Genomic DNA, 17,914 nt, shown 5'->3' with positions numbered 1-17,914 from the left:
CGTGGGCTCGGCTCTACACGGGAATCCGGGCCGACCCCCATCCCGCCCACCCGGGTAGAATGCGCCCATGAAGATCGCCTCGTGGAACGTCAATTCGCTCAATGTCCGCCTGCCGCACCTGGAGCAGTGGCTCAAGGATTTCGGCCCGGACATCGTCGGTATCCAGGAAACCAAGGTGGAGGACCACAAGTTCCCCGATTCGGCGCTGATCGCCGCGGGTTACCGCAGCGTGTTCGCCGGCCAGAAGACCTACAACGGCGTGGCGCTGCTGTCGCGTGAGCCGGCGCAGGACGTGCAGATCGGCATTCCCGGTTTCGAGGACGAGCAGAAGCGCGTCATCGCCGGTACCTTCGGCGACCTGCGCGTGATCAACCTGTACGTGGTCAACGGCCAGGACATCGGCACCGACAAGTACGACTACAAGCTGCGCTGGCTGGACGCGGTGCATGCCTGGATCGCCGAAGAACTGCAGCGGCACCCGAAGCTGATCGTGATGGGCGACTTCAACATCGCCCCGGACGCGCGCGATGTGCACGACCCGGAGGTGTGGAACGAAAACCACATCCTGACCTCCACCGCCGAGCGCGGCGCATTGAACAAGCTGCTGCAGCTGGGCCTGCACGATGGCTTCCGCCTGCACAATGACGAGGCGGGTACCTTCAGCTGGTGGGATTACCGCGCCGCCGGTTTCCGCCGCAACCTGGGCCTGCGCATCGACCTGACCCTGGTCTCCGACGCGCTGAAGGGCAGTGCGGTGGCCTCGGGCATCGACCGCGAACCGCGTACCTGGGAACGCCCGAGCGACCATGCGCCGGCGTGGGTGCAGTTGGGTTGAGTTGAGGTAGCGCCGGGCCATGCCCGGCGAGCGCAGCGGCGGCAGGGTGACGCCGGGCATGGCCCGGCGCTACCCCCCAGATCACCGTATGCTCTTGCGGGTGAACAGGTTGACGATCGCCAGCAGGATCACCGCACCGATCAGCGAGAACAGGAAGGTGCGGATGGTGATCGCTTCGTTGATGCCGCCGCCGAACAGCCAGCCGGAAATCAGCGCGCCGACAATGCCGACCACGATGTTGAGGATGATGCCCTGCTGGGCATCGCGCTTCATGATGATGCTGGCCAGCCAGCCTACGATGCCGCCGACGATCAGCCAGATGATGATGCCCATGATCGAACCTCCGGTGGGGAACTGTGACCAGTTGACGCGCAGGGCTGTGAACCCGTCGTGGAATTGCGTGATGGGCGCGTGCGGATGAGCCTGCCAGCGACCTTGGACGGCCCGTGGCGCTTCGGTCCGGTGACGGTCTGGCGGCGCCCGCATGTGCCGGGCCAGCGTGGTGAACCGCAGGCGCGGCAGGTGCTGGCACAGGCACTGGGTACCGATCCGGAGGCGCTGCCGCTGGTCCGCGACGACAAGGGCCGGCCGGAGCTGAGCGGCGCGCTGGCCCACTACGGCACTGGCTGGAGCCACAGCGGCGAGGTGTTGCTGGTGGCGCTGGGCGAGGGTGTGCGGTTGGGCGTGGACCTGGAACTGCTGCGGCCGCGGGCCCGCCTGCTGGAGATCGTGCAGCGTTTCTTCCACCCCGAGGAAGTGGCCTGGCTGGAAAGCCTGGACGAGGCCGGGCGCGAGCACTGGTTCTTCCGCGTGTGGTGCATCAAGGAGGCCATCCTGAAGGCGCATGGGCAGGGCATCTCGTTCGGCCTGCACCGCCTGCAGCTGGCGCCGGGGGCCGATGGCGCCCTGCACCTGCGCTGGTGCGACCCGGAACTGGGCGAGGCCGCGCGCTGGCACCTGCACGAATGGCAGGCCACCGGCCAGTTCCGTGCGGCATTGGCCTGGTATCCGCACTGAAGCGGGGAATCAGCACGCAAAACCGGCGATAATGCCTGCATGAGCGAACACCCACTTCCCGCCAGCGTGGCTGCCACGCTGGAACAGGGCCTGGCCAGCATGGGCCTGGACGCCGCGCTGGCGCCGCCGCTGCTGCGCTACCTGGCCCTGCTGCACCGCTGGAACGGCACCTACAACCTCACCGCCATCCGCGACCCGCAGGAGATGGTCACCCGCCACCTGCTCGATTCGCTGGCGATGCAGCCGTTCGTGGCCGACGGCAGCCTGGCCGACCTCGGTACCGGCCCCGGGCTGCCCGGCATCCCGCTGGCGATCGCCTGCCCGGGCCTGCAGGTCACCCTGGTCGAGAGCAACGGCAAGAAGGCGCGCTTCATGCGCGAGGCCGTGCGCCAGCTGGGTCTGGACAATGCCCGCGTGGCCGAATCGCGCGCCGAGGCGCTGGACGAGGCCGGCCGCTACGACCAGCTGACCGCGCGCGCGATGGACACCCTGGCCGGCATCGTCCGCGTTGGTGGCCACCTGCTGCGCCCCGGCGGCGTATTGCTGGCCATGAAGGGCGTCTACCCGCATGAGGAAATCGCGGACCTGCCGGCTGGCTGGCAGGTGCGTGAGGTGACCCCGTTGAGCGTGCCCGGCCTGGCCGGCGAACGCCACCTGGTCACTGTTACAGGCCCCTGATTCCCGCCGCCAGCCCCTTGTGGAACAACGGGTTGGCGATCCACGATTTCCGCAAGGGGCCGGTTGTACGCATAATGACCGGTCCCAGCACACGTCGACGAGGCACACCCGCATGGCCCGCATCATCGCCATCGCCAACCAGAAGGGTGGCGTCGGCAAGACCACGACCGCCGTCAACCTGGCCGCTTCCCTGGCCAACGCACCCAAGCGCGTGCTGTTGGTCGACCTGGATTCGCAGGGCAACGCGACCATGGGCAGTGGCGTGGACAAGCGTGAGCTGGTCTCCTCCACCTACGATCTGCTGCTGGGCGAGTCCAGCGCCGCCGATGTGCGCGTGCAGACCGCCGAAGGCTATGACCTGCTGCCCGGCAACATCGACCTGACCGCGGCCGAGATCCAGCTGATGGCGCAGAGCGAGCGCGAGCAGCGGCTGAAGCGCGCGCTGGCACCGATCCGCGACGAGTACGACTACATCCTGATCGACTGCCCGCCGGCGCTGTCGCTGCTGACGCTCAACGCGCTGGCCGCCGCAGATTCGGTGATCGTGCCGATGCAGTGCGAGTACTACGCACTGGAAGGCCTGAGCGCGTTGGTGGAAACCATCGAAGCGCTGCGTGCCAACCTGAACCCGGCGCTGGAGATCGAAGGCGTGCTGCGCACCATGTTCGACGTGCGCAACAACCTGGCCAACGCGGTCTCGGCCGAGCTCACCGAGCACTTTGGCGACCGCGTGTTCCGCACCATCGTGCCGCGCAACGTGCGCCTGGCCGAGGCGCCCAGCCATGGCCAGAGCATCGTCGGCTACGACCGCGCCTCGCGCGGTGGCGTGGCCTACCTGGGCCTGGCCGGCGAGATCATCCGCCGCAACAACGAACGCAACAAGGCCGCCAAGGCCGTGGAGACCGTCTGATGACCAGCAGCAAGCCGGCAGCCAAGAAGCGAGGCCTCGGCCGTGGCCTGGATGCGCTGCTGGGTCCCAAGGGGGCGGTCAGCCAGGTGCAGGCCACCACCGCGGTGATCGAGCCGCTGCCGGGCGAAGTGCTGCGCAAGCTGGCCGTGGGCCAGCTGCAGCCGGGCAAGTACCAGCCGCGCCGCGAGATGGACGAGGGCAAGCTGTCCGAGCTGGCCGACTCGATCAAGTCGCAGGGTGTGATCCAGCCGATCCTGGTGCGCCAGCTGCCGGCGGGCAACTACGAAATCGTTGCCGGTGAGCGCCGCTGGCGCGCCTCGCAGCTGGCCGGGCTGGACGAAGTGCCGGTGGTGGTGCGCGAGCTGGAAGACCGCACCGTCATCGCGATGGCGCTGATCGAGAACATCCAGCGCGAAGACCTCAACCCGCTGGAAGAAGCCGAGGCGCTGCAGCGCCTGATCAGCGAATTCACCCTGACCCATGCCGAGGCCGCCGAGGCCGTCGGCCGCTCGCGCGCGGCGGTGTCCAACCTGCTGCGCCTGCTGGAGCTGCCGGTGGCGATCCGCCTGCTGCTGGAAACCCGCCGCCTGGAAATGGGCCATGCCCGCGCGCTGCTGACCCTGGCCCCCGAGCTGGCCGGCAAGCTGGCACAGGAAGCGGCCGATGAAGGCTGGTCGGTGCGCGAGGTCGAGCGCCGTGCGCAGGCCTTCGCCGCCGGCAAGGTGCCGAGCAACCGCCCGCTCGCCACGCCGAAGGTGCAGCAGGCCGACATCGCCTCGCTGGAAACCGAGCTGTCCGAAGCGCTGGGCGCCAAGGTGGCGATCAGCCACGGCCGGGGCGGCAAGGGCAAGCTGATCATCCACTACACCGACCTGGATACCCTGGACGGCGTGCTGGAAAAGCTGCGTACGCGCCAGGGCTGAGCCCGGCGCAGCGCCAGGGGATGCGGCCTGTTCCTGCCGTGTCCTGCAGATGACAGGGAACGCACCGCCGCGCACACCGGGGGATGCATCGCTCTCCGGTCCGTGGCCTCATCCAGGGAGCAGGACATGAGCAACACATTCGACGACGTCAGCCCGGGCGGCAGCCCGATCATGGTGCACAGCCGCCAGAAGGACTTCACCCCGCCACAGGGCGAAGAACACATCGAGGCGATCGGCGCGCACATCGAGCGCCATCTGGGTCCGGTGTCCGGTGTCTTCCACGAGATCATCTCCGACCTGGTGCACATCGACGTGCACGTGGTACCGGCCACTGACCAGTGTCCGTACCTGCGCCTGGTCACCTCCGGCATGAGTGACCTGCCGATGACCGTGCCCGCCGAGGTGGACGCGGACGTGCCCCGCTACATGGAACTGATGGTGACCCTGCCGGCTGACTGGCCGATCTCGCAGGATGCCTTCGAGGACGAACGCAATTACTGGCCGGTGCGCCTGCTGAAGGGCATGGCGCGGCTGCCGCACGAGTACGACACCTGGCTGGGCTTCGGCCACACCATTCCCAACGGCCATCCCAGCGAGCCCTACGCGCCGGGCGTGGGCTTCGACGGTGCCATCGTGCTGCCGCCGGTGACCACCCCGGAAGAATTCGCCACGCTGGAACTGGACGACGGCAAGACCATCAGCTTCATGAGCCTGGTCCCGCTGTATCCGGAAGAGATGGACCTGAAGCTGAAGAAGGGCGCCGAGGCGCTGCTCGACCGCTTCGATGCGAAGAAGATCCAGGATGTGATCGAACCCGGCCGCACCAACGTGGCCAGGAAGCGTTTCGGGCTGTTCTGAGTCTGCGGCGTATCCTCTGCACCTGTATTCATTGATTCCCAGGCAACTGCAATGACCATCCTGCTCACCGGCGCTGCCGGCTTCATCGGTGCCTACACCGCCCGCGCGCTGCTGGAGGCCGGCCAGGCCGTGGTCGGCCTGGACAACTTCAACGACTACTACGACCCGCAGATCAAGCGCGATCGCGTGGCAGCGCTGTGCCCGGCGCTGGACCTGCGCACCCTGGACCTGACCGATCGCGATGGCCTGGCCGCGCTGTTCGACGAGGTGCAGCCGACCGCCGTGATCCATCTGGCCGCGCAGGCCGGCGTGCGCTATTCGCTGGAAAACCCGCACGCCTACGTCGACAGCAACCTGGTCGGCTTCGTCAACATGCTCGAGCTGTGCCGCCACCGCGGCGTGCAGCACCTGGTGTACGCGTCCAGCAGCTCGGTCTACGGAGACTCGGCCACACCGCCGTTCTCCGAGGACCAGCGCGTGGACCAGCCGCGTTCGCTGTACGCGGCGACCAAGGCCGCCAACGAGCTGATGGCCTACACCTACGCGCAGCTGTATGGCCTGCATGCCACCGGCCTGCGCTTCTTCACCGTGTATGGCCCGTGGGGCCGGCCGGACATGGCGCCGCTGCTGTTCTCGCGCGCGGTGCTGGCCGGGCGTCCGATCGACGTGTTCAACGAAGGCCGCATGCAGCGCGATTTCACACATGTTTCCGACATCGTATCGGGTATTCTCGGCGCGCTCGCGCATCCGGCCGAAGGTCCGGTACCGCACCGGGTGTTCAACCTCGGCAACCATACGCCGGTCGAGCTGGAGCGCTTCATCAGCGTGATCGAGCAGGCCGCCGGTCGCCCCGCGCAGAAGGTCTACAAGCCGATGCAGCCGGGCGACATGGTGCGCACGATGGCCGATACCCGGCGCGCCCATGACGCATTCGGCTTCGATGCGGTGACTCCGATCGAAGAAGGGTTGCCCCCCGTCGTGCAGTGGTGCCGCGAGTATTTTGGCGATCGCGCCTGAGGAGGGATCCTCACACGGCCGGATTCATCTTCGGATAACCTCGGCTTCGGAGAATGCGCGGTCTTTGTCCCCCTTTGGCCGAGTGCCTTATGAGCCAACCCGAGCTTTCCGTTGTCGTCCCGGTGTTCAACGAACGCGACAATGTCGCCCCGCTGGTTGCCGAAATCACCGCTGCACTGCGTGGGCGGCTGCCGTTCGAGATCGTCTACATCGACGACCACTCGCGCGATGACACCCTGGCGGTGCTGCAGGGCCTGAAGGCAACCACGCCGGAACTGCGGGTGCTGCACCACGTGGACCAGAGCGGGCAGAGCACCGCCGTGCGCACCGGCGTCAAGTACGCACGTGCGCCGTGGATCGCGACCCTGGATGGCGACGGGCAGAATGATCCGGCCGACATTCCCAAGCTGCTGGCCGCGCGCGATGCAGCCGAGGCACAGGTGAAGCTGTTCGCCGGCTGGCGGGTCAACCGCCAGGACAGCGGCAGCAAGCGCTGGGCCAGCAAGTGGGCCAACGCCATCCGCGCACGCATGCTGCGCGACGATACGCCCGATACCGGCTGCGGCATCAAGCTGTTCGAGCGCAGTGCGTTCCTCGACCTGCCGTACTTCGACCACATGCACCGCTACCTGCCGGCGCTGATGCAGCGCGCCGGCTGGAAGACCACCAGCGTGCCGGTCAACCACCGCCACCGCACCGCCGGCGTCTCCAAGTACAACAACCTCGGTCGCGCGCTGGTCGGCATCCGCGACCTGCGCGGCGTGGCCTGGCTGATCACCCGCAGCAAGCGCACCGCGGTGGAAGAGCGGTGATGGGCCTGGAACTGCACTGGCTCGACCAGCCGCTGACCTGGCTGTACTGGACCGGCCTGCATGTGACCGGCTGGAAGCTGATCGGCTATACCGGCGCGCTGATGTTCGGCGGCCGCTGGCTGGTCCAGTTCGTTGCCTCCAAGCGTGCGGGCAAGCCGGTGATCCCGCGGCTGTTCTGGTACATGAGCGTGGTCGGCAGCCTGATGACACTGAGCTACTTCCTGTTCTCGGCCAAGCAGGACTCGGTGGGCGTGCTGCAGAACCTGTTCCCGGCGTTCACCGCGCTGTACAGCCTGCAGCTGGACATCAAGCACCGGGGCTGGAAGCGGGACAGGGCCAGCCACTAGGTCTCCGGTAGATGCCGACCTTGGTCGGCGCTGGGTTTGGGGCCAACCCAGGTTGGCCGCTACCGGGGCCCCGGTCCGCTGCGCAGGCAGGACCTTCGTCCCATGCCATGGGCCGTGGGCGGTGCCATCATCGGGGTCTGCCTTCCCGGGAACCTGTGCTCGTGAAAACCCGTCTTGCCGTTGCCCTGCTGATCGTCCTGTCCGCCCCTGCTGTGGCCCTGGCCGCGCCGCCCGCCACCGTCGCACCGGCCAGCGTGGCCACCGAATCGCCCGCCGATGCCGCCTTCCGCGCGCTGTACGAGAAGGAATGGAAGTGGCGCCAGGATGGCGGCGGCGAGGCCAGCGAGGACGAAGACGCCCCGGCCAATGCCACCCGCATGCCCGACGTCGGCCCGGCCGCGCAGCAGGCGCGCCTGAAGGTGTGGGACGAGACCCTCGCCGCGCTGAAGAAGATCGATCCGAAGACCCTGTCGCCCGACAACCAGGTCAACTACGCGATCTACCGCGATCAGGTATTCAACCTGGCCGAAGAGACGCGCCTGCGCGGCTACGAGATGCCGTTCAATGCCGACTCCTCGTTCTGGTCCAACCTGTCCTTCATGGCGCGGCGCGAGATGAAGACCGTGCAGGACTACCAGAACTACATCGCACGGCTGAACGATGTGCCGCGTTACTTCGGCCAGCAGACCGAAAACATGCGCGCCGGCCTGAAGCGCGGCTTCAGCGTGCCGCGCGCGGTGCTCGATGGCCGCGAAGTGTCCATCGCCACCGTCGCCGAGTTGAAGGACCCGACCGAATCGCCGCTGTACGCGCCGTTCAAGAAGCTGCCCAACACCGTTCCGGCGGCAGAACAGGCCAGGCTGCAGGCGCAGGCGCGTGAAGCGATCAGTGGCAAGGTGGTGCCCGCGTTCCAGCAGCTGCGCACCTTCTTCGTCAACGAATACGTGCCTCAGGCGCGTACCACCCTGGCCGCCGAAGCGATGCCGGACGGCAAGGCGTACTACAAGCAGCAGATCCACGAATACACCACGCTGGACCTGTCGCCGGACGAGATCCACCGCATCGGCCTGGATGAAGTGGCACGCATCCAGAAGGAAATGAACGACATCATCAAGCAGGTGAAGTTCAAGGGCAGCTTCGCCGAGTTCCTGACCTTCCTGCGCACCGACCCGCAGTTCTATGCGAAGACGCCGGAAGAGCTGCTGTCGCGTGCCGCGTGGATCTCCAAGCGCGCAGACGGCCAGCTTGGCAAGTACATGACGTTGCCGCGCGCGCGCTTCACCATCGTGCCGGTGCCGCCGGACATCGCCCCGTTCTGGACCGCCGGCCGCGGTGGCATGGGCACCTACTGGCTCAACACCTACAACCTGCCGTCGCGCCCGCTGTACAACCTGCCGGCGTTGACCCTGCATGAATCCGATCCGGGCCACGCGCTGCAGGGCGCCATCGCCGCCGAGCAGAAGAACCTGCCCGAGTTCCGCCGCAACGCCTACATCTCCGCCTATGGCGAAGGCTGGGCGCTGTACTGCGAGAAGCTGGGCGTGGAAATGGGCATCTATGAAACCCCGTACGAGGACTTCGGCCGCCTGACCTACGAGATGTGGCGCGCCACGCGCCTGGTGATCGACACCGGCGTGCACAGCAAGGGTTGGACCCGCGAGCAGGCGCTGGCCTACCTGCGTGACCACACCGCGCTGAGCGAGCATGAAGTGACCACCGAAGTGGACCGCTACATTTCCTGGCCGGGCCAGGCGTTGAGCTACAAGCTGGGCGAGATCGCCATCGTGCGCCTGCGTGCGCAGGCCGAGAAGGAACTGGGCGACAAGTTCGACATCAAGGGCTTCCACGACACCCTGCTCAAGCAGGGCTCGGTGCCGCTGCCGGTGCTTGAACAGCAGATCCAGGCCTACATCGCCGAGCGCAAGAAGGCCTGACCGTCGTGTGATCGGGTCAGAGCCCCGCCCGAAGGGCGGGGATCCGACCCTGTCACGGGGTCGGATCCCTTTCCTGTGGAAAGGGCTCCGACCCCCAACCTCAGCCGATCGCCCGCGGCTTGGCCACGCGCGCGGCAAACGTCGGCAGCACCAGCAGGGTCAGCACGGTGGCGGTGATCAGGCCACCGATCACCACCGTCGCCAGCGGCTTCTGCACTTCCGCGCCGGAACCGCTGGCAATCGCCATTGGAATGAAGCCGACGATCGCCACCAGCGCCGTGGTCAGCACCGCGCGGATGCGGCTGGAGGCACCGTTGATCGCCGCCTGCAGCGGCACGTCACCGGCATCCAGGCGCTCGCGGATCGCTTGCATCAGCACCAGGCCATTCAACGTGGCCACGCCGGAGACGGCGATGAAGCCGACCGCCGCCGACACCGAGAACGGCATGCCACGCAGCAGCAGTGCGAGGATGCCGCCGACCAGCGCCAGCGGTACGCAGCTGAACACCAGAATGGCTTCCTTGCCGCTGCGCAGGGCCATGAACAGCAGGCTGCCGATCAGCAGGAACACCACCGGCACCACCGTTGCCAGTCGCTTCTCCGCGCGCTGCAGGTTCTCGAACTGGCCACCCCAGGTCAGGTAGGCGCCTGGCGGCAGCGCTACGTCCGCTACTGCGGCCTGCGCCTCGCCGACGAAGCCACCCAGGTCACGCCCACGCACATTGGCCTGCACCACCACGCGGCGGCTGCCGTTGTTGCGGCTGATCTGGTTCGGCCCTTCGCTAACTGTGATGCGGGCGACCGACGACAGCGGAATCACCAGCCCCGACGGCGTGGCGATCGGCAGTGACGCGAGCTGGTCCGGATCGTTGCGCGAGGCATCGTCCAGGCGCACCACCACGTTGAAGCGGCGATCGCCTTCGAAGATCTTGCCGGCCGCAGTACCGCCGATGCCGGTGGACAGCGCATCACTCACGTCCGCGGCGGTCAGCCCGTACTGCGCCGCCGCCACGTGGTCGATCGCCACGTTCAGCGTGGGCAGGCCGGAGATCTGTTCCACCCGCACGTCGGCCGCGCCATCCACTGCACGCAGCTTCAGCGCCACCTGGTCGGCCACCTTCTGCAGCTGGCTGAAGTCATCGCCGAAGATCATCACGGCCAGGTCGGTACGCACGCCGGAAATCAGCTCGTTGAAGCGCAGCTCGATCGGCTGGCTGAACTCGAAGCTGTTGCCCAGCTGCTGCCCGGCCAGTTTTTCGAAGCGCGCCACCAGTGCGTCCTTGCCCAGCTTCGGATCGGGCCAGTCCTTGCGCGGCTTCAGCACGATCACGCTGTCGGAGATGTTGGTCGGCATCGGGTCGATCGCCGCCTCGGCGGTACCGGTACGCGAGAACACGGTCTCTACTTCCGGCTGCTTGGCGATCGCTTTTTCCAGTGCCAACTGCATCGCCAGCGACTGCTCCAGCGAGGTCGAGGGCACGCGCAACGCCTGCATCGCCACGTTGCCTTCGTCCAGCGTCGGCATGAATTCGCGGCCCAGCAGCGAGAACGAACCGATGCCCACCACCACCATCATCACCGCGCCGGCCAGCACCGTGCGCGGATGCGCCACGGCCTTCCGTACCACCGGCTCGATGCGCGCGCGCAGCACGCGGATCAGCTTGGTTTCGTGCTCGCCATCGTCTGCATGGGCGTCACCGTCTTTCACCTTGGGCTCGCGCACCAGCAGCGCGGCCATCGCCGGCACGAAGGTGAAAGAGAAGAGGAAGGCACCGACCAGGGCCAGCATGAAGGTGGCCGCCATCGGGTGGAACGTCTTGCCCTCCACGCCTTCCAGCGTGAGGATCGGCGCGAACACCAGCAGGATGATCAGCTGGCCGAACGCCGCCGGCCGCGCCATCTTCATTGCCGAATCGGCGGCCACGCGCAGCCGTTCCATCGCGGTCAACGCACGGCCCAGTTCGGCGCGGCGCTGGCCGAGCATCAGCAGCGTCGATTCGACCACGATCACCGCACCGTCCACCAGGATGCCGAAGTCCAGCGCACCCAGGCTCATCAGGTTGCCGCTGATGCCGAAGCGGTTCATGCCGATCACTGCGAACAGGAACGACAGCGGAATCACCAGCGCGGTGATCGTCGCCGCACGCAGGTTGCCCAGCAGCAGGAACAGCACCACCACCACCAGCAGCGCGCCCTCGGTGAGGTTCTTGGCCACGGTCTTGATGGTGGAATTGACCAGCACGCTGCGGTCCAGCACCGGCGCGGCCACGATGTCGGCCGGCAGCGACTTGTTCACCTGTTCAAGGCGTGCGGCCGCGGCCTGCGCCACGGTGCGGCTGTTGCCACCGGCAATCATCAGCGCGGTGCCCAGCACGGCCTCGTGGCCGTTACGGCTGGCTGCACCCAGGCGCGGTGCGCGGCTCAGTTCCACGGTGGCCACATCGGCCACGCGTACCACCACGCCATTGCGGGTGGCCACCGGTGCCTGTGCAAGATCGTCGGTGGTCAGCGCCAGGCCATCGGCACGCACCACCAGGCCTTCGCCGGCGCGCTGCACGAAACCGGCGCCGGCCTGCACGTTGGAACGCTGCAGCGCGGTGACTAGGTCGGCCAGGCCGAGGCCATGCGCAGCCAGCCGCGCGCTGTCCGGATGCACGCCGTATTCCTTCACATAGCCGCCGACCGTATCGACGCCGGCCAGCCCCGGGCTGGAACGCATCTGTGGCGCGATGATCCAGTCCTGCACGGTGCGCAGGTAGGTCGCACGCTCTTCGGGTGTACGCAGCAGGTTGCCTTCCGGCGTGCGGTAGACCTCGCCGGCCTGCCAGCCGGCTTCACCGGGCTTGGCCAGCTTGGCTGGATCGAACGTGGTGAAGTCCACCGTCCACATCAGCACTTCACCGAGCCCGGTGGTGACCGGCGATAGCATCGGTGATGCACCATCGGGCAGGTCTTCCGACGCTTCGCGCATGCGCTCGGCCACCTGCTGGCGGGCGAAGTAGATGTCGGTGGCATCGGTGAAGATCGCGGTGACCTGCGAGAAGCCATTGCGCGACAGCGAACGGGTGGTGGTCAGGCCGGGAATGCCGGCCAGCGCGGTTTCCAGCGGATAGGTCACCTGCCGCTCGATCTGCTCCGGGGTCAGTGCTGGCGCCACCGTGTTGATCTGCACCTGGCGGTTGGTGATGTCCGGCACCGCGTCGATTGGCAGCTTGCCCAGCTGGAACAGGCCCACGGCGGCGATCAACGCGGCCATGAACACCACCAGCCAGCGGTGGCGTACCGCTGTTTCAATGATCAGCTTGAACATGGTCGCCTCCTCAGTGGCCGTGCTCGGCTTCGCCCTTGGCCAGTTCGGCCTTGAGCAGGAAGGCATTGGCACCGACGATGCGCTCGTTGCCGGTCAGGCCACCGAGGATCTCGATGCGGTCGCCGGCGCGACGCCCGGCCAGTACCGGCTGTGCCTTGAAGCCGCCTTCGACGGCAATGAACACCGCGCTGCTGCCATCGACGTTCTGCACCGCATCGGCGGGCACGCTGAGCGAACCGTCCTGGCCTTCGGTGACCACCACTGCCGATACCGGCGAACCGGCCGGCGGCAACGCGGCATTCACCGGCGCGGCACGGATCACCGCGACGCCGCCCTGCTGGCGCACATCGGCGGCCGAGCCGGTGACGGTGGCGGTGAAGCTGCCACCCGGCACACTCACTTCCAGCTTCATGCCCGGCGTGACCTGCGCGGCCAGCGCCGGCGGTGCGGTGAACACCAGCTCGTTCATCGCCGGATCGGCGACGTCGGCCACGGCGCTGCCGGCGGCGACCACACCGCCCGGAGTGACCTGCACGTTACCGACGATGCCGGCCACCGGACTGGTGATGCGCACGCGGCCATTGGCATCGGGCGCGCCGTTGGCGGCGGCCTGGGCCTGCGCGGCAGCGGCCTGGGCCTGTGCCGCCAGCGAACGTGCGCGCGAGGCTTCCATCTCCTGGCGCGCGACCACGCCCTGGTCGACCAGCGACTTGTCGCGGCCATAGGCCAGGCGCGCGGCCTCGGCTTCGGCCGAGGCGGCCAGCGCATTGGCACGGAACACCGCCGCTTCGCCACTGACCACGATGGCCAGGGCCTGGTTCTGCTTCACTGCGGTGCCCGGTGCGACCAGCACGCGTTCGACGCGGCCGGTCACGGTCGACGCCACCGAGGCACGTGCGCCCACCGACGGCTCGACGCGGCCGGACAGCCGCGTCGAGCCACCGCCACCGCGGCCGATGGCGACCACCTCGATACCGGACGCCTTGATCTGCTCCGGGGTCAGCGGCACCACGCCTTCATCGGCGTCAGCCGGCGCCTTGGCGGCTTCCGCCTTGGCTTCCTTGCTGTCGGTCGCGTGGCCGTGGCCATCGTCGGTGCTCGCCTTGGCCGTGGCGGGGTCTTCATTTGCAGGTGTCTGCGCGTTGCCAGCGCAGCCGGCCAGCAGCACGGTCAGCAGCACGCCGCCGATCAGCGGGAAAGTACGGGAGAGAGTCATGGGGCCTCCACAAAAGGTGCGCGCCCTTCAAGGCGGGCAAGATCGATTTCCGCGGCGACGCGCGACAGGCGCGCATCCACGGCGGTGCCGCGGGCGGCGATGAGGGCGCTGCGCGTGCTGCGCAGTTCCAGCTGCGAGATGCGTCCGGCATCGAAGCCGACGCGGGCCAGGCGATACGCCTCTTCGGCGGCGACGACGCTCTCATCGGCGGCGCGGGTACGGCTGCTGGCGGCTTTCAGTCCGGCGACGGCGGACAGGCGTGCGGCCTCGCTGTCGCGGCGTTGCTGGTCCAGGCGTGCTTCGGCCGCGCGCTGGTCGGCATTGGCGGCGCGGATGCCACCGCGGTTGCGGTCGAACAGTGGGATGCTGAGGCTGACCCCGAGGTTGTAGGCACGCTCGCCGCCTTCGCGGAAGCGGGTCTGTGCGGCGGTGACGCTGAGGTCGGGCAGGGCGCGCTTGCGCTCCACGTCGACCAGCTTGCCCGCCGCATCGGCTTCGGCTTCGGCAATGCGCACTGCCAGTGCGGTATCGGTGGCACCGCGCGGCAGCGGCGGTGCGCGGTCGAGCAGGCTGTTGTCGATCGACTGCACCGGCGCATCCAGCAGCGCGGTGCCGGCCAGGCGGGCCAGCGCGGCATCGCGGAACGCCTGTGCTTCATCCAGCGACGCCATGGCATTGGCTACTTCGCTCTGCGCTTGCACCGCGCGCAGCTGTGGTTCGCGGCCCTGCTTGACCATGGCGTTGACGGCGTTGGCGTCATCGCGGGTCAGTGACAGTGCTTCCTCGGCCAGGGTGTAGCGGCGCAGTGCACTTTCCGCCTGTGCATAGACCACCGCCAGCTGGCTGGCCACGTCGCTGCGACTCTGCGCGCCACGCAGGTTGGCCGCCTGGGCCTCGGCACGGGCGGCGCGGACGCGCGCGCCACGCTGGCCCCAGACCTCCAGCGGCTGGGACAGGGTGAGCACGGTGTCGGCCTTGCCCATGCCACGGTAGGTGCCGGAGCCCCAGGCGTTTTCGGCCGACCAGGAAAGGGAGGGATTGGGCAGCGCACGGGCCTGGTCGGCGCGCGCATCGGCGGCCTCGGCCAGTGCCGTGCCCACACGAGTGCCGGGCAGCTGGTCCAGGCGTTCAAGCAGGGTGTCGTAGGAGGGGGCGGCTTGCGCCATCACCGATGCCGCCGGGGCCAGGCCCAGCAACACGGCGACGACCAGCCCGGCCGCACGCGGCGACCGAGGTGTCAGGATCGACATAGGGGGATTCCGGTTGTGAGTGAAACGGGAGCCCGCAATCGCGGGACGCGCTCAACTCACGCCCGGGGTGGACGCGTCAATTCATCCTGGGCGACCGTATAGGCCGCCGCATCGCCCGCACTCATCCAGCGCGCCGGCAGTGGCGCCCCGAAGGCGGCGATCGTGTGCGCCGGCAGGCTCAGGTTGGAGTGGTGGCAGTGGTTGTGGCCACAGGCACCGACATGCTTGCCGTCGGTATCGCCATCGGCATCCGGTGCGGATTCCACATGCACCGTGCTGGCATGCGGTTCCACCGTGCACGCCAGGGCGTCGGCCACCGGCACGACCACGAATGCCGCCATCAGCAGCATCAGCAGGGTCGAACGGAGGTGGCGGGTGATCCAGCGCATGAAGGGCAGGCTAGCAAGCGGTTTTCGCCGGATACAATATCAATGGCCGCTTCGGGAATACGTCGGAATCTTCCGTTCAGGTGGGCGGCCTGGGGGCCTTCTGCCCTGATAGGTGCAGACCTTGGCCGGCACGCCTTTCGGCCCGTGGGGTCGGACACCGGCTGCGCGTCTGTAGAGCCGAGCCTACGCTCGGCTGCTTTCGCACGACCAGCTGAGCATGGGCTCGGTCACGGCAGCTTCGCGATCACCTTGATCTCGAACTGGAACCCATACAGCCAGGTCACGCCGATACCGGTCAGGGTCGGGTGCGGCGCCTCGCCCCAGTACTCGGGCACGATCGCCCAGGCCTTCTCGAAGTTGGTTTCCGGGTCGACCAGGAACACGGTCACGTCGATCACGTCATCAAACGTGCAGCCTGCGGCGGCCAACACCGCATTGAGATTCTCGAAGGCGCGGCGCACCTGCGTCTCGAAGTCCGGCTCGGGCGAACCGTCCTCGCGGCTGCCGACCTGGCCGGAAACGAACAGGAAGCCATCGGACCGGATCGCCGGCGAATAGCGGTTGCGCTGGTACAGGGCCTGGCGCCCGGCGGGGAAAACGACATCACGCTGTGACATGGGGAAGATCCCGTGGGAGAGAACGCCATCCTCCGCGCCAGTGCTGTCTGGATAAACCGCGATGATCGGGCTAGATTGATTGTCAATTCCAAACAATCATGGCCCGCCATGGACCGTTTCGAGGCGATGCGGGCCTTTGCCCGCGTGGTGGAAACCGGCAGCTTCACCCGCGCCGCGCAGACCCTGCAGATCAGTCGCACCACGGTGACCCAGCTGGTGCAGCAACTGGAGGCGCACCTGCGGCTGCGCCTGCTCAACCGCACTACGCGCCGGGTCAGCGTCACCGCCGATGGCGCGGCCTATTACCCGCGCATCGCCCGCCTGCTGGCCGAACTGGAAGAGGTGGAAGGCGGGCTGGGCGACGCAGCTACCCAGCCGCGCGGGCGTCTGCGCGTGGATGTGCCCGGGCCCTACGCGCGGTTGCAGCTGGTACCGGCGCTGCCGGATTTCCAGGCGCGCTACCCGGAGATCCAGCTGGGTATCGGCGTCAGCGACCGCGAGGTCGATGTCATCGCCGACAACGTCGATTGCGTGATCCGTGGTGGCACCCCGGCCGACCCAGCGCTGGTGGCGCGGCCGCTGGCGGCGCTGCCGATCGGTTTCCACGCCAGCCCCGGCTATGTGCAGCGCTTCGGCCTGCCGACAGACCCACGCGCGCTGGAAGGGCCCGATCACCACATGGTCGGCTTCCTCAGCCCGCGCAGTGGCCGGGCGCGGGTGTTCAGCGCGCAGCGCGGCGATGAACGCGTTGAGGTGCAGGGCCGCTATACGGTCGGCTTCGATGACGGCAACGCCTATCTGGCCGCAGCGCTGGCGGGCCTGGGCGTGGTGGCGCTGCCCAGCTACATGGCCGAGCCGCATGTGGCGCGTGGCGAACTGCTGCCGGTGCTGCAGGACTGGCAGCTGCCGCCGATGCCGATGCACGTGATGTTCCCGCCGACCCGGCACATGAGCCAGCGGCTGCGGGTGTTCATCGATTGGGTGGTGGAGGCGCTGGGGTGACACACACGGGGCGTGCGAAAATCACCACAGCACGCAAAAGAAAACAGCCTCACGCATGAGTCGCATCGTCGCACTGGATACCGAGACCACCGGCATCTCCCACCGCCTGGGGCACCGGGTGATCGAAATCGGTGCCGTCGAACTGATCGATGGCCAGCTCACCGGCCGCCAGTTCCACACCTACCTGCAGCCGCAGCGCAGGGTCGATTGGGGCGCGCAGCGCGTGCATGGCATCAGCGATGCGATGCTGGTGGGCAAGCCGCTGTTCTCCAGCAAGGCCGCCGAACTGCTCGACTTCCTGCGCGGCAGCGAGATGGTCGCGCACAACGCCACCTTCGACGTGGGCTTCCTGGACAACGAGCTGCGCCTGGCTGGCATCCCCGGCACGCTGGCCCAGCATTGCCGCATCACCTGCAGCCTGAAGCTGGCGCGGGGGCGCTGGCCCGGCCAGGGCAACAAGCTGGACGATGTGCTGCAGCGCCTGCGCATCCCGGGCAACCGTGGTCTGCATGGCGCGTTGAAGGATGCCCATCTGCTGGCCCAGGTGATTCCGCACCTGCGTTGAGCTGGCGCTACAGGGGGCCGTCGTGTTCAGCCCCGGCCTGTGGGTAACTTGCGCAAGTGCTTGAACCCGTGCATAATGCGCGGCTCGCTGTGTCCGGTTTTCTACCGGGCGGCGCCCCCGGGAGCATGTCCCCGGCCGCCCAACGCCAGCGTAACCCTTTGATTCTCTTGACGTGTGGTGGGCAACCATCGAGGCCGCCGTCTCCCGGGCTACGGGCTGACACAACTTACTATC

At 67.9% G+C, this 17,914-nt stretch carries 18 protein-coding genes; 12 read left to right on the top strand and 6 right to left on the bottom strand.

The genetic code is table 11. From position 1 onward, the window contains the following. The first annotated feature begins 67 nt into the window (after positions 1 to 67). Entirely contained in the window at positions 68 to 835 is a 768-nt protein-coding gene (gene xth, locus ACW5IY_RS21635; protein WP_049436028.1) for an exodeoxyribonuclease III, read from the top strand. 81 nt (positions 836 to 916) lie between these two features. Here the strand turns inward: xth and ACW5IY_RS21630 are convergent, their stop codons facing one another. Continuing rightward, entirely contained in the window at positions 917 to 1,168 is a 252-nt protein-coding gene (locus tag ACW5IY_RS21630) for a GlsB/YeaQ/YmgE family stress response membrane protein (RefSeq protein WP_005411656.1), read from the bottom strand. An 84-nt stretch (positions 1,169 to 1,252) separates the two neighbouring features. Here ACW5IY_RS21630 and ACW5IY_RS21625 point away from each other — a divergent pair, with 84 nt between their 5' ends. The 9 genes from ACW5IY_RS21625 to ACW5IY_RS21585 all read left to right on the top strand — a co-directional run bounded on the left by ACW5IY_RS21625 (position 1,253) and on the right by ACW5IY_RS21585 (position 9,331). Further along, positions 1,253 to 1,852: a 4'-phosphopantetheinyl transferase family protein gene (locus ACW5IY_RS21625; RefSeq protein ID WP_049436026.1), complete on the top strand. Its 600-nt coding sequence runs from the start codon at positions 1,253 to 1,255 to the stop codon at positions 1,850 to 1,852. Positions 1,853 to 1,891: 39 nt separating this feature from the next. Beyond that, the gene (rsmG, locus tag ACW5IY_RS21620) at positions 1,892 to 2,530 is read left to right on the top strand and encodes a 16S rRNA (guanine(527)-N(7))-methyltransferase RsmG (RefSeq protein WP_049436024.1); all 639 of its coding nucleotides are present in this window, start codon (positions 1,892 to 1,894) and stop codon (positions 2,528 to 2,530) included. A gap of 112 nt (positions 2,531 to 2,642) precedes the next feature. Then, on the top strand, positions 2,643 to 3,440 hold the full coding sequence (locus ACW5IY_RS21615; protein WP_032128472.1) for a ParA family protein: 798 nt from the start codon (positions 2,643 to 2,645) through the stop codon (positions 3,438 to 3,440). Beyond that, on the top strand, positions 3,440 to 4,363 hold the full coding sequence (locus ACW5IY_RS21610; RefSeq protein WP_049436023.1) for a ParB/RepB/Spo0J family partition protein: 924 nt from the start codon (positions 3,440 to 3,442) through the stop codon (positions 4,361 to 4,363). Before ACW5IY_RS21615 ends, ACW5IY_RS21610 begins: the two co-directional genes overlap by 1 nt. A 126-nt stretch (positions 4,364 to 4,489) precedes the next feature. Then, a complete protein-coding gene (locus ACW5IY_RS21605; RefSeq protein ID WP_049436022.1) occupies positions 4,490 to 5,221 on the top strand; it encodes a suppressor of fused domain protein in 732 nt (243 codons plus the stop codon). A gap of 51 nt (positions 5,222 to 5,272) precedes the next feature. Further along, entirely contained in the window at positions 5,273 to 6,238 is a 966-nt protein-coding gene (locus ACW5IY_RS21600) for an NAD-dependent epimerase/dehydratase family protein (protein ID WP_049436021.1), read from the top strand. An 89-nt stretch (positions 6,239 to 6,327) separates the two neighbouring features. After that, positions 6,328 to 7,050 carry a glycosyltransferase family 2 protein gene (locus ACW5IY_RS21595; protein ID WP_049436020.1) on the top strand — a complete coding sequence of 241 codons (723 nt, stop codon included), beginning with the start codon at positions 6,328 to 6,330 and terminating at the stop codon, positions 7,048 to 7,050. Continuing rightward, positions 7,050 to 7,397: a lipid-A-disaccharide synthase N-terminal domain-containing protein gene (locus ACW5IY_RS21590; protein ID WP_010482376.1), complete on the top strand. Its 348-nt coding sequence runs from the start codon at positions 7,050 to 7,052 to the stop codon at positions 7,395 to 7,397. Before ACW5IY_RS21595 ends, ACW5IY_RS21590 begins: the two co-directional genes overlap by 1 nt. 161 nt (positions 7,398 to 7,558) lie before the next feature. Beyond that, positions 7,559 to 9,331: a DUF885 domain-containing protein gene (locus tag ACW5IY_RS21585; RefSeq protein ID WP_049436019.1), complete on the top strand. Its 1,773-nt coding sequence runs from the start codon at positions 7,559 to 7,561 to the stop codon at positions 9,329 to 9,331. 100 nt (positions 9,332 to 9,431) lie between these two features. On the opposite strand, the gene ACW5IY_RS21580 is transcribed toward ACW5IY_RS21585, so the two are convergent. The 5 genes from ACW5IY_RS21580 to ACW5IY_RS21560 all read right to left on the bottom strand — a co-directional run bounded on the left by ACW5IY_RS21580 (position 9,432) and on the right by ACW5IY_RS21560 (position 16,113). Then, entirely contained in the window at positions 9,432 to 12,641 is a 3,210-nt protein-coding gene (locus ACW5IY_RS21580; RefSeq protein ID WP_049436018.1) for an efflux RND transporter permease subunit, read from the bottom strand. A gap of 10 nt (positions 12,642 to 12,651) precedes the next feature. Further along, entirely contained in the window at positions 12,652 to 13,857 is a 1,206-nt protein-coding gene (locus ACW5IY_RS21575) for an efflux RND transporter periplasmic adaptor subunit (RefSeq protein WP_049486819.1), read from the bottom strand. Further along, entirely contained in the window at positions 13,854 to 15,107 is a 1,254-nt protein-coding gene (locus ACW5IY_RS21570; RefSeq protein ID WP_049436017.1) for a TolC family protein, read from the bottom strand. The genes ACW5IY_RS21575 and ACW5IY_RS21570 overlap by 4 nt, the downstream gene beginning before the upstream one ends. Positions 15,108 to 15,163: 56 nt before the next feature. Further along, positions 15,164 to 15,496, bottom strand: coding sequence for a hypothetical protein (locus ACW5IY_RS21565; RefSeq protein ID WP_010482368.1), 333 nt, complete (start codon positions 15,494 to 15,496; stop codon positions 15,164 to 15,166). Positions 15,497 to 15,723: 227 nt separating this feature from the next. Beyond that, positions 15,724 to 16,113, bottom strand: coding sequence for a RidA family protein (locus tag ACW5IY_RS21560; protein WP_049436016.1), 390 nt, complete (start codon positions 16,111 to 16,113; stop codon positions 15,724 to 15,726). 108 nt (positions 16,114 to 16,221) lie between these two features. Between ACW5IY_RS21560 and ACW5IY_RS21555 the strand changes: the two genes are divergently transcribed. Both ACW5IY_RS21555 and dnaQ read left to right on the top strand, forming a co-directional pair. Further along, positions 16,222 to 17,115 carry a LysR family transcriptional regulator gene (locus tag ACW5IY_RS21555; protein ID WP_049436014.1) on the top strand — a complete coding sequence of 298 codons (894 nt, stop codon included), beginning with the start codon at positions 16,222 to 16,224 and terminating at the stop codon, positions 17,113 to 17,115. 55 nt (positions 17,116 to 17,170) lie between these two features. Continuing rightward, on the top strand, positions 17,171 to 17,680 hold the full coding sequence (gene dnaQ / locus ACW5IY_RS21550) for a DNA polymerase III subunit epsilon (RefSeq protein ID WP_049436013.1): 510 nt from the start codon (positions 17,171 to 17,173) through the stop codon (positions 17,678 to 17,680). Positions 17,681 to 17,914 lie beyond the last annotated feature (234 nt).

This window comes from Stenotrophomonas sp. C-A, from assembly GCF_054030835.1.
Note: the sequence above shows the minus strand (reverse complement) of the source record. Positions and strands in the feature narration are given on the sequence as shown.

Bases quoted from the DNA above. Each gene is read 5' to 3' on its own strand.
- xth (WP_049436028.1), top strand. From the start codon at position 68: ATGAAGATCGCCTCGTGGAACGTCAATTCGCTCAATGTCCGCCTGCCG.
- ACW5IY_RS21630 (WP_005411656.1), bottom strand. From the start codon at position 1,168: ATGGGCATCATCATCTGGCTGATCGTCGGCGGCATCGTAGGCTGGCTG.
- ACW5IY_RS21625 (WP_049436026.1), top strand. From the start codon at position 1,253: ATGAGCCTGCCAGCGACCTTGGACGGCCCGTGGCGCTTCGGTCCGGTG.
- rsmG (WP_049436024.1), top strand. From the start codon at position 1,892: ATGAGCGAACACCCACTTCCCGCCAGCGTGGCTGCCACGCTGGAACAG.
- ACW5IY_RS21615 (WP_032128472.1), top strand. From the start codon at position 2,643: ATGGCCCGCATCATCGCCATCGCCAACCAGAAGGGTGGCGTCGGCAAG.
- ACW5IY_RS21610 (WP_049436023.1), top strand. From the start codon at position 3,440: ATGACCAGCAGCAAGCCGGCAGCCAAGAAGCGAGGCCTCGGCCGTGGC.
- ACW5IY_RS21605 (WP_049436022.1), top strand. From the start codon at position 4,490: ATGAGCAACACATTCGACGACGTCAGCCCGGGCGGCAGCCCGATCATG.
- ACW5IY_RS21600 (WP_049436021.1), top strand. From the start codon at position 5,273: ATGACCATCCTGCTCACCGGCGCTGCCGGCTTCATCGGTGCCTACACC.
- ACW5IY_RS21595 (WP_049436020.1), top strand. From the start codon at position 6,328: ATGAGCCAACCCGAGCTTTCCGTTGTCGTCCCGGTGTTCAACGAACGC.
- ACW5IY_RS21590 (WP_010482376.1), top strand. From the start codon at position 7,050: ATGGGCCTGGAACTGCACTGGCTCGACCAGCCGCTGACCTGGCTGTAC.
- ACW5IY_RS21580 (WP_049436018.1), bottom strand. From the start codon at position 12,641: ATGTTCAAGCTGATCATTGAAACAGCGGTACGCCACCGCTGGCTGGTG.
- ACW5IY_RS21575 (WP_049486819.1), bottom strand. From the start codon at position 13,857: ATGACTCTCTCCCGTACTTTCCCGCTGATCGGCGGCGTGCTGCTGACC.
- ACW5IY_RS21570 (WP_049436017.1), bottom strand. From the start codon at position 15,107: ATGTCGATCCTGACACCTCGGTCGCCGCGTGCGGCCGGGCTGGTCGTC.
- ACW5IY_RS21565 (WP_010482368.1), bottom strand. From the start codon at position 15,496: ATGCGCTGGATCACCCGCCACCTCCGTTCGACCCTGCTGATGCTGCTG.
- ACW5IY_RS21560 (WP_049436016.1), bottom strand. From the start codon at position 16,113: ATGTCACAGCGTGATGTCGTTTTCCCCGCCGGGCGCCAGGCCCTGTAC.
- ACW5IY_RS21555 (WP_049436014.1), top strand. From the start codon at position 16,222: ATGGACCGTTTCGAGGCGATGCGGGCCTTTGCCCGCGTGGTGGAAACC.
- dnaQ (WP_049436013.1), top strand. From the start codon at position 17,171: ATGAGTCGCATCGTCGCACTGGATACCGAGACCACCGGCATCTCCCAC.